The 13111-nt window shown below is 62.0% G+C and carries 11 protein-coding genes; 3 read left to right on the top strand and 8 right to left on the bottom strand.

What is annotated here, in order from left to right; translation table 11 throughout:
* The 3 genes from FJ948_RS29900 to FJ948_RS29890 form a co-directional block, all read left to right on the top strand.
* Nucleotides 1-2538 (top strand): VCBS domain-containing protein (locus FJ948_RS29900; RefSeq protein WP_210242296.1); only part of this gene is annotated, 2538 nt, incomplete at its 5' end.
* A 62-nt stretch (nt 2539-2600) separates the two neighbouring features.
* On the top strand, nt 2601-4295 hold the full coding sequence (locus FJ948_RS29895) for a type I secretion system permease/ATPase (protein WP_140710873.1): 1695 nt from the start codon (nt 2601-2603) through the stop codon (nt 4293-4295).
* A gap of 19 nt (nt 4296-4314) precedes the next feature.
* Nucleotides 4315-5652 carry an HlyD family type I secretion periplasmic adaptor subunit gene (locus FJ948_RS29890; RefSeq protein WP_140710871.1) on the top strand — a complete coding sequence of 446 codons (1338 nt, stop codon included), beginning with the start codon at nt 4315-4317 and terminating at the stop codon, nt 5650-5652.
* Between the two features lie 153 nt (nt 5653-5805).
* On the opposite strand, the gene FJ948_RS29885 is transcribed toward FJ948_RS29890, so the two are convergent.
* The 8 genes from FJ948_RS29885 to FJ948_RS29850 form a co-directional block, all read right to left on the bottom strand.
* Nucleotides 5806-6273: a metallophosphoesterase family protein gene (locus tag FJ948_RS29885; protein WP_140710869.1), complete on the bottom strand. Its 468-nt coding sequence runs from the start codon at nt 6271-6273 to the stop codon at nt 5806-5808.
* Between the two features lie 10 nt (nt 6274-6283).
* The gene (locus FJ948_RS29880) at nt 6284-7192 is read right to left on the bottom strand and encodes an MBL fold metallo-hydrolase (protein WP_140710867.1); all 909 of its coding nucleotides are present in this window, start codon (nt 7190-7192) and stop codon (nt 6284-6286) included.
* 354 nt (nt 7193-7546) lie between these two features.
* Nucleotides 7547-8362, bottom strand: coding sequence for an SDR family oxidoreductase (locus FJ948_RS29875; protein ID WP_140710866.1), 816 nt, complete (start codon nt 8360-8362; stop codon nt 7547-7549).
* A gap of 19 nt (nt 8363-8381) precedes the next feature.
* Complete coding sequence (locus FJ948_RS29870; RefSeq protein WP_140710864.1) at nt 8382-9359, bottom strand: sugar phosphate isomerase/epimerase; 978 nt, start codon at nt 9357-9359, stop codon at nt 8382-8384.
* A gap of 29 nt (nt 9360-9388) precedes the next feature.
* A complete protein-coding gene (locus FJ948_RS29865) occupies nt 9389-10156 on the bottom strand; it encodes an SDR family oxidoreductase (protein ID WP_140710862.1) in 768 nt (255 codons plus the stop codon).
* A 31-nt stretch (nt 10157-10187) separates the two neighbouring features.
* Nucleotides 10188-11294 carry a sn-glycerol-3-phosphate ABC transporter ATP-binding protein UgpC gene (ugpC, locus tag FJ948_RS29860; protein ID WP_140710860.1) on the bottom strand — a complete coding sequence of 369 codons (1107 nt, stop codon included), beginning with the start codon at nt 11292-11294 and terminating at the stop codon, nt 10188-10190.
* Between the two features lie 67 nt (nt 11295-11361).
* Complete coding sequence (locus FJ948_RS29855; RefSeq protein WP_140710858.1) at nt 11362-12267, bottom strand: carbohydrate ABC transporter permease; 906 nt, start codon at nt 12265-12267, stop codon at nt 11362-11364.
* On the bottom strand, nt 12260-13111 hold an 852-nt coding region (locus tag FJ948_RS29850), incomplete at its 5' end, for a sugar ABC transporter permease (protein WP_246677659.1). The genes FJ948_RS29855 and FJ948_RS29850, both read right to left, overlap by 8 nt.

Genomic DNA, 13111 nt, shown 5'->3' with positions numbered 1-13111 from the left:
TCGGTGAAAGAGGACACAGCACCCAATCCGGTCAGCGGCAATGTGCTGAGCAACGACAGCGATGTCGACACTGGCGACACGCACAGCGTCACCGCCGTCAATGGTTCGGCCGCCAATGTCGGCAACAACCTCGCCGGCACTTATGGCACGCTGCATCTCAACAGCGATGGCACCTACACCTACACGCTCAACAACGCCCTGGCCTCGGTGCAGGCACTGGCTCAAGGCGCCACGGCCACGGACGTCTTCAGCTACACCAACTCAGACAACCATGGCGGCACGTCGAGCTCCAACCTGACGGTGACCATCAACGGCACCAATGATGCTCCAGATATACATCTTGTGGCGACAGGGACGCCGGACACAGCGTCCGCGACCCTGACAGAGACCAATGCCGGCCTGTCGAGATCGGGCACGCTGACGGTGACCGATGCCGATGTTGCCGACACTGTCAGTTCCACGGTCACAGCTGTCGTGGCGTCAGGAACGACGGCTGGTCTCACTTCAAACGCGGCCCAACTTCTTGCCATGATGGCTGTTTCGCCGATATCGGGCTTGGCCGCCAATCCTGCGGACACCCACAACCTTAACTGGACCTTCAACTCCGGCACGCAGGCATTCGATTACCTTGCTGCCGGTCAGTCCCTGACGCTCACCTATACTGTCCAAAGCGCCGACAATAACGGTGCGTCGGATACCCAGACCGTCACCGTCACCGTCAACGGTACAGACGAGGCGAGCAACACGCTTATCAGTACGGTCGCTGCGAGCAAGCAATCAAGTAATAACAGTCCAAGCACAGCTCAAATAACTTTCAATACCACGAACATACATGCAAACTTCGTCGACATCACATCGGCAATCCATGTGTCGAATGCGACCAATGACGCATTCATAGTTGCTGGCAGCGGCCATTTTGATGCGGCGACACAAACGTATTCGTTTGATGTAAATAAGGGTTCTGGCAACAACGGATCAACTTACAGCGTTACTATCGATGCTGGAGCGTTCTCGGATAACGCAGGTCATACAAACGCAGCCGCGACCCAAGGCGGCCTCAAGCCCGCTGGCACCTCCGGCGAGCCCATCAATCTCGCCTTGACCGACCCCTCGCACGAGGACGCGCTCATCACCGTCACCGTGAAGGACGTGCCTACCGGCTGGACGATCGACGGCGCGACGCACAACGCCGATGGATCCTGGACGGTTCAGTCCAGCGCCATCCACGAACTGACGGTGACAACGCCGGCCAATTTCGTGGGCGCCGCGGTGCTCGACGTGCAATTGACCTGGATCAACGCCGACGGCACCGTGGGCAGCGCGTCGATCGCCGACAATGTCGAGGCCTACGCTCCGGGATCGCCGATCTTTGCCTGGTCCGGCGACGACGTGCTGACCGGCTCTCACGGCAACGACCTCTTCGTCTTTTCGCAACCGATCGGCGCCGACACCGTGCACAATTTCGACGCGGCAGCCGACCAGATCGACCTCATCGGCTATAACGGGTTGGCAGACTTTGCCGACCTCCAGTCGCATATCGCCGACGACGCCAACGGCAATGCGGTGATCGCGCTCGGCGACGGGCAGTCGATCACGCTGGAAGGCGTGCATTCCTCAACGCTTGGCGCTAGCAATTTCGTCTTCGACCAGACGCCTGTGGTCAACAATTCAGGCACCATGACGATCGGCGACGGCGCGTTGCTGCCGCTTAGCGGCATTATCAACAACAGCGGCCTGATCTCGCTCGACTCGACCGGCGGCGATACGCTGCTGCAGGTCATTCAGCACGGCGTGACCTTGCAGGGCGGCGGGCAGATCCTGCTGTCCGATAGCGCCGCCAACATAATCTCCGGCACCGGGCCGGACGTCAGTCTGGTCAATATCGACAACACGATCTCCGGTGCAGGCCAACTGGGCGGCGGGATGCTGAGCCTCGAAAATAGGGGGACAATCATCGCCTCGGGCTCGAACGCGCTGGTCATCGACACCGGTGGCAGCGTCGTCGTCAACTCCGGAACGCTGGAAGCAACGGGTTCCGGCGGTCTGACGATCACCGGCGGCCTGGCGAATTCAGGCATGCTCTGGGCCAATGGCGGCAACATCGTCATCCACGGCCAGGTTACCGGCGACGGCGATGCCACGATCGGCAATCTGTCCAAGCTCGAGTTCGGCGGCGCCTCGTCGACGGATGTCACCTTCGGACACGACGCTGCCGGCACGCTGCAACTCGACGATTCCTTCGATTACAGCGGACGGATCGGCGGCATCACCAATGATGACAGACTGGACCTTAGGGACATCCTGTTCGGTGCGGGAACGACGGCCGTCTATCAGGCAAACCAGGATGGCAGCGGCGGAACGCTGACCGTTTCGGATGGCACCCATGGCACCGCGTTGCATCTGGTCGGCAGCTATGATGCGAACGCCTTCAGGCTTGCCGATGACGGCCAGGGCCATACCGTCGTTTCGTATAATCCGGCGGAATTCACGCTGACCGGCATCGGCAATGGGGCGATTTCAAGCGACTTCGTGGTGTGAGCGAAAACGGCCGCCGGCTGTGGCGCTCCCTGACCTGACGAGTATCGAGTGGGGTTCTGGAAGTGGATAACAAGTCTCGAATTGTAAAGGATGCGCTCCGGGCATGCCGCCGCTATTTCCTGCTTGCGGCGGCATTCAGCCTGGCGATCAACCTGCTTTACCTCGCCTCCCCACTCTACATGCTGCAGATCTACGACCGCGTTGTCACGAGCGGCAGCGAAACCACGCTGGTAATGCTGACCCTGGTGTTGCTGGCGGCGTTCCTTTCGCTGGCGGGTCTCGACCTGGTCCGCGCCTGGATCCTGACGCGTGCCAGCGCCCGGCTCGACCGGTTGCTCTCGGCAAAGATCCTCGCCGCGTCCGTCGAAACCCCATCGCCCGGCTCCTCGCCGAGCCAGCCGATCCGCGACTTCGATACGTTCAGGCAGGTCATCACCGGCAGCGGCATCCACGCCCTGTTCGACCTGCCGTGGTCGCCCATCTACATCGGCATCATCTTCCTGCTGCATCCTTGGCTCGGCTTCTTCGCATTGGGCTGCTCGCTGCTCTTGATCGGCATGGCCGTGCTCAACGAGTATCTCGTGCGCTCGCCGCTGAAGCAGGCCAACGAGCTGGCGACGAACAACTATAACTTCACCGAGATGAGCCTCAGGAACTCGGAAGTCGTTCGCGCCATGGGGATGATCGACGGTCTCATCCGCCGCTGGGGGCGCGACCGAAACCTGGCGCTGCGGCGCCAGGCGGAGGCAAGCGACCGTGCCGCCGTGATGTCGGGCCTCATCCGGTTTCTGCGGCTGACCATGCAATCGCTGATCCTCGGCCTCGGCGCCTATCTGGTCATCGAACGGCAGATTACCGGCGGCACCATGTTCGCGGCGAGTCTCCTGCTGGGCAGGGGGCTGCAGCCTGTCGAGCAGATCGTCGGCCTCTGGCGCAGCCTGATCCTGGCGCGGGCAGCGTTGGCAAGGGTCGAGAAGCTGGTCGACGGGGGCGCGCGGAACGAAAGAGCGTTCAACCTGCCCAAGCCCAGCGGCACGATCTCCGTCGAGCAGGTAAGCTTTGCAATTCTCAGCCAGCAGAAGGTGCTTCTGCGGGAAGTGTCGTTTCGGTTGGAGGCTGGCGAGGCGCTCGGAATCGTTGGCCCCTCCGGCGCCGGCAAGTCGACCCTGGCGCGCCACCTTGCCGGCGTCATGCAACCCAGTCGCGGCACGGTCCGGCTGGATGGCGCCGACCTGTCGCAATGGGGGCACGACGCATTAGGTGATCACATCGGCTACCTTCCGCAGGATATCGAACTCTTCTCCGATACCGTCGCCGCCAATATTGGGCGCTTCAAGACCAATGTCGACCAGGAGGTTATCGAGGCCGCGCGGCTTGCCGGCGTGCACGAGATGATCATTCGCCTGCCGCAGGGCTACGAGACTCAGATCGGCGAGGGCGGCGCCGTGCTGTCGGGAGGATATCGGCAGCGGATTGCTCTTGCCCGGGCGGTGTTTGGAACGCCGAAGCTGATCATTCTCGACGAGCCGAGCTCCAATCTCGACGCCGACGGCGACCGCGCGCTGAGCGACTGCGCGATCGAGCTCAAGCGCCGCGGCAGCACCGTGATCATCGTCTCGCATAGGCCCTCGACCTTGGCGAATGTCGACAAGATCCTGCTGTTGCGCGATGGCGCCGTCGAGGCGTTCGGCATGAGAAACGAGATCGTGGCGCTGCTCAATCAGCGCGCGGCTCCAATGGCGGTGGCAACGCAATGAGCTGTGGTCGGAGAGATCGATGAGCGACAGCGCCCTCACTTACCATAGCCTGCCCGGCGAGGCCGGCCGCGTGGCTCCGGATTCCATCCGCGTGCCCGCCTATATCGGCCTGCTGATCATAATGGGCTTTTTCGGCATTTTCGGCGGCTGGGCGGCCTTTGCCCCTCTGAACGGCGCCGTGCTCGCCGACGCCATCGTCAAGGTGGAAGGCAATCGCAAGAGCGTCCAGCACTTCGACGGCGGTACGGTGAAGGAGATCCGGGTAAAGGATGGCGACGTCGTCAGGAAGGGCGACATAATGCTGAAGCTGGACGACACCAGGATTCGGTCCGAGTTCAATCTCTATGCCCAGCAATACGCGCTGTTGCGCGCAACCGATGCCAGGATCCGTGCCGAACTGGACGGCAGCGAGGCTGTTGCCTTTCCCAAGGACATCCTCAAAGAGCACGAGGACTACCTCAAGGACGCAATGGCAAACCAGATCGCCGACCTGGAAAGCCAACGCGCCTCGATGGCCGGCGCCAGGCAGATTCTCGAGCGGCGCATTGCCGAGCTCGAGGAGCAGATGCGGGGCAAGCAGTCTCGGGTCGAATCCTACCAGGCTCAGCTTAAATCGACGATCGAGGAGAAGGCCAGCCTGTCGAAGCTGCTCAAGGCCGGTTTGACGACTCGCCCGCGCATCCTGGAACTGGAAAGGTCGGCCTCGGATTTGCAGGGCTTGATCGACGATAATCTCGGCGCCATCGGCGGCAGCGAACAGAGCAAAGCCGAACTTGAGAGCCAGATCGCACAATTGACCAATGAGCGCCGGACCAAATTGTCGGCCATGCTGATCGATACGCAATCGAACCTGTCCGATCTCATACCCAAGATGTTCGCCGCCCAGGCTGCCATGGACCGGGCCGAAGTGCGCGCGCCCTATGATGGCCAAGTGATGGATTTGAGCGTCTTCTCGATCGGCGCGATCGTGGCGCCGGGCCAGACCATCCTTGACATCGTGCCGACCGAGAATTCGCTGATCGTCCAGGCGCAGGTTCGCGTCGAGGATATATCGAACCTGCGTCCCGACATGGCCGCCGAAGTGCGTTTCACATCATACAAGCAGCGTTCGATACCCATAATTCATGGACGCGTCACCCGCATTTCGGCGGATCGCATTACCGACACCAAGACCGGCTTTCCCTATTATCTCGCGGACGTAGCGGTCGATCCGGTGGAATTAGCAGCGGCCCCGCAAATCGCGCTTTATCCGGGCATGCCGGCGTCGGTCATGATCGTTACCGAGCAACGCACGGCACTCGACTACATTTTAGGCCCGCTGGTTGTATCGTTCCACTCAGCGTTTCGCCAGAAGTGACGGAAATCCAACACGCACGCGCCGATAACTCCAGCTAACCAGTCGTGGAATATCCTTCCCTCCGCATTGCGGCGCTCCTGGCCATCTGGTGAAAAATCCAGGAGACCGTCGGATATGGGCGTGGACGTATGTTAAGGGGTGCGCTGAATTGGTTCAGCCGCTTACCAAGCTCCACATCGAGGGCTGCATGCTGTCGCGAGTGATGTCGATGGTCGCAAGGGTGACAGGCAGCTTAAACCGTCGTGGGCCAGCGCTGCCCGGATTCAAATAGAGCACGCCATCCACTGTCTCCATCCTTGGAACGTGCGAGTGACCGGACAAGATCAAATCGATGCCCTGGACAACCGGGTTGATCTGCAGCGTCTTGAGATCATGAAGCACGTAGATTGCTCGTCCAGCGAGGCGGACGAGCTCGGTTTCAGCGTATTCCACTGCCCACCCACCGGTGTCCACGTTTCCTCTGATTGCGGTAACCGGTGCGATACCGCGAAGCGCTGCGATGATCTCAGGGCGACCGATGTCTCCTCCATGAATGATGTGGTCGACCCCGGCTAGGCAGCGCACTGCCTCCGGCCTCAGCAAGCCGTGCGTGTCCGAGATGACGCCAATCCTGAATGTCATAGCTCTGCCATCAGACGGTGAGGGTGGACAAATCCGTTGCGATAAGGCTGTTCGTAAACGTCCGGATGGCTTCCGCGAGAATTTCTTCGTCGGAATAGCGGCCGGAGATGTGCGTAAGAACGAGTTGCTTTACATCACTGGTGGCTGCCAGCGATGCCGCCTCCGCAGCCGTCAGATGTCCATAGTCGCGCGCCATGGTCGCATCTCGTTCCAGGAATGTGGCTTCGATGACAAGCAGGTCGGCGCCGCCCACCTTGTCGGCCAATCCATCGGTGGTTTCGGTGTCGCCTACAATGACCAGCTTCTTGCCGGCTTCGGGTGGTCCGAGGACTGCTTCGGGAGCAATCGTCCTGCCGTCTGGGAGAGAAATTGAACGTCCTTCGGCCAAGTCCCTCCGGATCGGACCGTCTGGCACACCGAGAGCTACCAAGCGGTCCGAACGGAGGTGACGACGCGCCGGCGTCTCGAAGACGAAGCCATAGCTGTCGGTGTCGCGATGGCGAACTTGAAAGCAATCGACCGTGAACTCATCCACCTCGAACACGCGTCCGGGGACAAGCGGCACGAGTTGTAGCGGGATCGGCGCGCGTCCTTCACCCCAAAGGCCAGCGAGCATGCGGGCGACGACGTCGAGCGTGTCTGCGCTGCCATGAACGGTTACAAGGTCCTCGCTCTGCCGGAGCCGAAGCGTCGAGAACAAGCCGGGAATCCCGAGCACGTGGTCGAAATGCGCGTGTGTGAGGAGCAGGCGATCAAGTCGCCTGAATCCGGCACCACCGCGCAGAAGCTGACGCTGGGTGCCTTCCCCGCAATCGACCAGCACCCGTTGACTCCCGGCTTCAACGAGCAGCGCCGGATGATTGCGCTCGGCCGAGGGCACGCTGGCCGAGGTCCCGAGGAAGATGAGCCTGAAGGTCATGCGAGCAGTCTACATCGTGGGCAATGAGACCTCAAAGCGGGGGAGGGAGCGGTCCTGGATAGACTTCGCGTAACGGCTTGGCGTCCGATCCCAGTCATCGAAATCGGGGTTTTACCGCCTGAAAGCAGGCATCTCGGATGTTGTGCATAGCCCGCTCCAGCAGATGTGACCCGCCCAAGTTGACGGTCGTTTTGGCGGCAAGCCAGAGTGTTCAGCGACTGCCCGTCCCATGGCGACAGCACGCGCACGGCGGCCTGAAATGGTCCGCCGGCCGCGTTGCCCGCTCTCTTGCGCTGTCTGCAAGCCGACGCCGGCTTTCGATCCTGACGCGAACAGCGGCTTTGCCGCGGCCTTTCAACCTGGAAAGATCGTGAAACCACCATCGACGCGGATGACCTGGCCGTTGATGAAGCGCGCGCGCGGACCGGCGAGAAAGGCCACCGCCTCGGCGATCTCTTCCGGCTCCGCATAGCGGTTAAGCGATTTGCTGCTCGAATCCATGCGCTTCGGATCGACCACTCGGGTCGCCTGGAACCGGGCCGTCTTGGTGGCGCCGGGGCTGACCGCATTGATGCGCACGCCGTCGTCGATCAGTTCCTTGGCGAGGCAGCGCGTGTAGTGCACGACCGCGGCCTTCAACGTCGAGTAGACGACCTCGGGCGAGCAGCCGAGATGTGCCGCCGCCGACGCGATGTTGATGACGGAGCCGCCCCCGCGCTGCTTCATTGGCGGCACGAAGGCCTGGCAGACCAGCATCGTGCCGATCAAATTGTTCTCGGTGAGCACGCGGATGTCCTCGAGTTCGATGTCGAGGGCGTTGTTCGGATTCGGCTTGCCGCCCTTGGCGCCGATGTCGCCGCCGGCACAATTGACCAGCACATGCACCTCACCGAGATCGGCCTCGATCTTGCGCTTCATCTCGGCTACCGCCTTCTGGTCGCCAATGTTGCCGGTCACCGACGTGACCTTCGTCCCATGACGCTTCAGGCGCTCGACCACCTCGCCGAGATTGGCGAACTCTCCATATTTGGCCGGTGCTGTTTCGTCCATGTCGTGGATCGCGACATTGGCGCCGAGTTCCGCCAGGCGCTCGGCCATCACGCGACCCAAGCCACGGCCGGAGCCGGTTACGAAGGCGGTCAATCCATCGAGTTCACGTGTCGTCGTCACCAGATCTTCTCCACTTTCATCAAATCAGATTGCGCATGTTGGCGGCGCTGCGCCGGATCATGTCGAGCTCATAGGAAACCAGGGAACCGTCGTCTTCGCGCTCCCAAGGAGTGCGGTAGTCCGCATCGTCGGGCAGCCGATTGCGCTGCGCGGCGCGCAGGCAGGCGGCAAAGTCGCGTGCCGTCTTCGGCGGATAGCCGTGCCACCATTCGTCGCTGAGAAAGCGGACATGCCTCGCCTCCAACGCGCCCGGTTCCAGGACGGCGGTCATGCGATCGTGGTGTTCAGCAAGAATTGCCAACAGCTCGGCAAACGGCACTGCTCCATCGCCGACGGCACAACGGATCAGCCGGTAGCCTTCGGCCGTGAACTGCACGCGGTAATCCTTCAGGTGGATATGGCGGACATAAGGTGCGATCCGCCTGACAAAATCGAGCGGCGCTTCGCCGACCGGGAATGTGTTGCCGGTGTCGAAGGTGACGCCGATGCCTTCGCCGCCGAGCGCGCAGAAATCGGCGAGTTCTTGGCTGGTGAAGTCCTGGTGGTTTTCGATCGCAAGGACATGGCCTTCGGCAATCGCGCGGGGACCCCATTCTCTCAATCTGTCTCGAATAATACCGACGAACTCGCCCCATTTCTCGCCAGCAGCATTGCGGTCGCCACACAGAACCGGCGTCAGCGCGGTTCGGATGACTTTGACCCGCAGCAGGCGTGCGGCCCGGAATGCCTCGTCGAGCGGTTCGCCGACCAAAAGACCGCCGCTGACGATCAGTGTGATGCCGAGGCCGGCGAGCCTTTCGCGCAGTTCGATCACCGCGTCGTCGGAAAGCTCGGTCAGCCACGGCACCCAGATCTCGAGAACCCGCGCGCCGAGTTCGGTCGCAAGCGCGATGAACCCTTCGAGCCCCGCCGGCCTCGGATTGGCGCGTGGCGTGCCGCGGCCCTGCAGGCCGAGATGATAGGTCAGACCGTAGGGGTTGAGGCCGACCTCGATCATGGGGCGATCCTTTGAAGGGAGTTTTGCGATCATCGCAGGCCGGCATCCACGGTGATCGACTGCTTGGTGATCATGCGGCTGTCGTCGGCGGCGAGGAACAGCACCGTCCGGGCGATCTCGTCGCCCAGCAGAACTTGGCGGATCAGCTGGCGCTGCACGACCTGGTCGACCGACGCCTCCGTCTTGTACCAGAGCTGCCTCTGCCGGTCGGTGATGACAGCGCCCGGCTCGATGGCGTTGACGCGGATGTTGTCAGGGCCAAACGCCCGCGCCAACGCGAATGTCAACCCGACCACCGCAGCCTTGGCCGTCGCATAGGGCGCCATCTCGGCCGCGCCGAAGCGCCAGGCGATCGAGGAAAAATTGACGATCGAACCAAAGCCCAACTCCTTCATGTGCGGATGCACGGCCTGCGCGGCAAAGAAGTGGTGCCGGAGGTTCACGTCCTGGGCATGGTCCCAGTACTCCTGCGTCACGCCGGCGACTGGGTGGCGATTGTCGTCGCCGGCATTGTTGACCAGAACCGCGACGGATCCGAGGCGGTCGCGCACCGTGCCGATCGCCGCCTGGAGCGCGGGAATATCGGTCACGTCGCAGCGGATGAATAACGGCTTGTGCGCTGCCGTGGCGCCGACTTCTCGTGCGAGTTCTTCGCCGGCCTCCTGCCGCAGATCGAGAAACGCGACGCGTGCGCCATTGGCGGCGAAGGCGCGAACCGTGTCGGCGCCGATGCCAGACGCGCCGCCGGTAATCAGCACCACGCGGTCGGCCAGGCTCGGATAGGTGGCAAAGGGCAAATTCGGAACTCTCTTCAGATCAGGGGTTGGGTCAGATCAGGCGTTGGTTTGTCGGGTCGAACAGGCACGCACGCGCCATGTCGATGCCGAGTGTCACCGTCTCACCCATCCGGGGCGTGCCGTCGGGGTCGAAACGACCGGTGATTTCCTTGGCGCCCAGGCGCAGAACGGCTATGGTCTCCGCACCCGTCGGTTCGACCAGTTCGACCACGGCATTGATTTGAGCGATGCTTGGCTTGCGACGCTGAAGATCGGGATCAAACCGGTAGATGTGCTCCGGCCGTATGCCGAGCAAGAGCTGTCGCGGCGTATCGGAGGCAAGCGTCTGGACGATCGGCAGGCTGGCCGTCTTGCCGTCGGCGGCCTGCAAGGCGACGGAGGGGTGCCCGTCTTGTTCGCCCAGTTCGGCCGGCAAAAAATTCATCGCCGGCGAGCCCATGAAGCCCGCGACGAACATGTTGGCCGGACGGTTGTAGATCGTGGCCGGCTCGTCGAATTGCTGGACCGAGCCCTGGTTCATCACGGCGATGCGTGAAGCCAGTGTCATCGCCTCGACCTGGTCGTGGGTGACGTAAACCGTCGTCTTGCCGACGCGGTGATGCAGCTTCTTGATTTCGGTGCGCATGTCGACGCGCAGCTTGGCGTCGAGATTGGAAAGCGGCTCGTCGAACAGGAACAGTTTCGGATCACGCACCAGCGCCCGGCCCATGGCGACGCGCTGGCGCTGGCCGCCCGAAAGTTGTCCGGGCTTGCGCCCAAGCAGCGGTTCGATCTGCAGGAAAGCTGCAACGCGCTTGACGGCCTCGTCCTGCTGCGACTTCGGTACGCGGCGGCTTTCCATGCCGAAGGTGATGTTCTCGCGCACCGTCATCGTCGGGTAAAGCGCGTAGGACTGGAACACCATGGCGATGTCGCGGTCCTTCGGCGCAACCGAATTGACCAGCCGGCCGTCGATGCGGATCTCGCCGGAGGTGACAGATTCCAGCCCGGCGATCATCGCGAGCAAGGTCGACTTGCCGCAGCCGGACGGTCCTACCAGCGCGATGAACTCACCGTTCTGCGCCTCGAGATCGATGCCCTTAAGCACCTCGACCGCGCCGTAGTTCTTGCGCAGGGATCGGATGGTCAATGTCGACATGCGATGCCTTTCTTGGCGGTCGGGGCGATCGGCGACATGCGACAGGCTGCGCTCACTTGATCGCACCTCACTTGATCGCACCCTGGGTCAGGCCGCGGACGAAATACTTGCCGCCGAAAAGATAGATCAGCAGCGGCGGCAGCGCGCCGATCAGCACCGCGGCGCTCATGACATCGTAGGCGCGTACATTCGTGCCGCTTGCCGTCAGCGCGACGAGTGCGGCCGTGATCGGCTGTTGCTGCCCGGAGGTGAAGACGACACCGAACAGATATTCGTTCCAGATGCCGGTGAACTGCCAGATCACCGTGACGATCAGGATCGGTGAGGAGAGCGGGAGAATGATCTTGCGGAAGATGCGCCAGAAGCCCGCGCCGTCGATGCGTGCCGCCTTGATCAGATCGTCGGGGATGCTGACGTAGTAGTTGCGGCAGAACAGGGTGGTGAACGAAATGCCCTGGATGACGTGAATGACGATGAGCCCGTAGGTCGAATTGCTGAGCCCCAGATTGCCGAGGATGAACGCCCAGGGCATCAACGAGATCTGGCCCGGGATGAAGACGCCGAGCAGCATGCAGGTGAACAACGCTTCCGAACCCTTGAAGCGCCATTTCGACAAGATATAGCCGTTCATCGCACCGACCACCGTCGAGATGATCGTCGCCGGGATCGTCATTTTCAGGGAATTATAGAAGTTGCGCTGCATGCCCTCGCAGGTGCCGCCGATGCAATAGGTGCTCCAGGCCTGGCCCCAGGCTTCGAGGCGGAAGCTGCGTGGCAGCGAGATCAACCCGTTGCGCGCGATCTCTTGCTGATCGCGGAATGAATTCAGCACCACGACCAACAACGGGATCAGGTAGATCGCCGCGAAGATGACCAGCAGCCCATAGATGACGAAGCGGGTGAGGAAGTGCCTGCGTGCCGCGACTGTGGCAGCGTGATGGTCCTGCGCCTGGTCCAGCGAAACGTCAGCCATGGCCAGCTTCCTTGCGCCGGCGCCAGACCACCCAGAACGAATAGGGCATCAGCACCACGGCAAGAGCGGCAAGCATCATGATGGCCGCCGCGGCGCCTTCGCCGATCTGGCCGCGTTGGAACATCAGGTCATAGACGTAAATGGCGGGGAAGGTGGTCGAGATACCCGGCCCCCCTTTGGTGAGGGCCGCCACGAGGTCGAAGGTCTTGATGGCGAATTGGATCTGGATGACGGCGACCGCCAGGAAGATCGGCGCTATCGTCGGCAGAAGCACTTTGCGATAGATGCGGAAGGTCGATGCGCCGTCGATCTGCGCGGCCTTGACGAGGTCCGAATCCACCGAGCGCAGACCCGCCAGGAAGAGCGCCATCGCAAAACCCGACGACTGCCAGACACCGGTGATGATCACCGCATAGATTGCATAGTGTCGGTCGCTGGCGAGTGCGAAACTGAAATTCGTCCAGCCCAATCCGCGCACCATCGCCTGGATACCGTCGGTCGGGTTGTAGAGCCAACTCCAGACCGTACCGGTGACGATGAAGGAGACGGCCAGCGGATAGAGAAAGATCGTGCGCCAGACCGCTTCTGCGCGCACACGCTGGTCGATCAGGATCGCCAGCAGCAGTCCCACCGCCATCGAGCCGACAATGTAGAAACCGCTGAAGAGAAAGAGGTTGTTGTAAGCGATATTCCAGCGCCGGTTCGCCCACAGGGACGCGTAGTTGTCCAGGCCGACGAAGCCGTAGGTCGGGAGTAGCGAGGAGTCCGAGAGCGAGATGTAGAGCGTCCAGCCCGTGAACACGAAGACGTAGACGAAGCTCGCCGCAAGCGAGGGGCCGAGCAC

Origin of the sequence: Mesorhizobium sp. B2-3-12 (assembly GCF_006442205.1) — a bacterium.
Lineage (GTDB): Bacteria > Pseudomonadota > Alphaproteobacteria > Rhizobiales > Rhizobiaceae > Mesorhizobium.
Note: the sequence above shows the minus strand (reverse complement) of the source record. Positions and strands in the feature narration are given on the sequence as shown.

What these genes read in the sequence shown, in the direction of transcription:
- FJ948_RS29890 (WP_140710871.1), top strand. Translation starts at nt 4,315, where the DNA reads ATGAGCGACAGCGCCCTCACTTACCATAGCCTGCCCGGCGAGGCCGGC.
- FJ948_RS29885 (WP_140710869.1), bottom strand. Translation starts at nt 6,273, where the DNA reads ATGACATTCAGGATTGGCGTCATCTCGGACACGCACGGCTTGCTGAGG.
- FJ948_RS29880 (WP_140710867.1), bottom strand. Translation starts at nt 7,192, where the DNA reads ATGACCTTCAGGCTCATCTTCCTCGGGACCTCGGCCAGCGTGCCCTCG.
- FJ948_RS29870 (WP_140710864.1), bottom strand. Translation starts at nt 9,359, where the DNA reads ATGATCGAGGTCGGCCTCAACCCCTACGGTCTGACCTATCATCTCGGC.
- ugpC (WP_140710860.1), bottom strand. Translation starts at nt 11,294, where the DNA reads ATGTCGACATTGACCATCCGATCCCTGCGCAAGAACTACGGCGCGGTC.
- FJ948_RS29855 (WP_140710858.1), bottom strand. Translation starts at nt 12,267, where the DNA reads ATGGCTGACGTTTCGCTGGACCAGGCGCAGGACCATCACGCTGCCACA.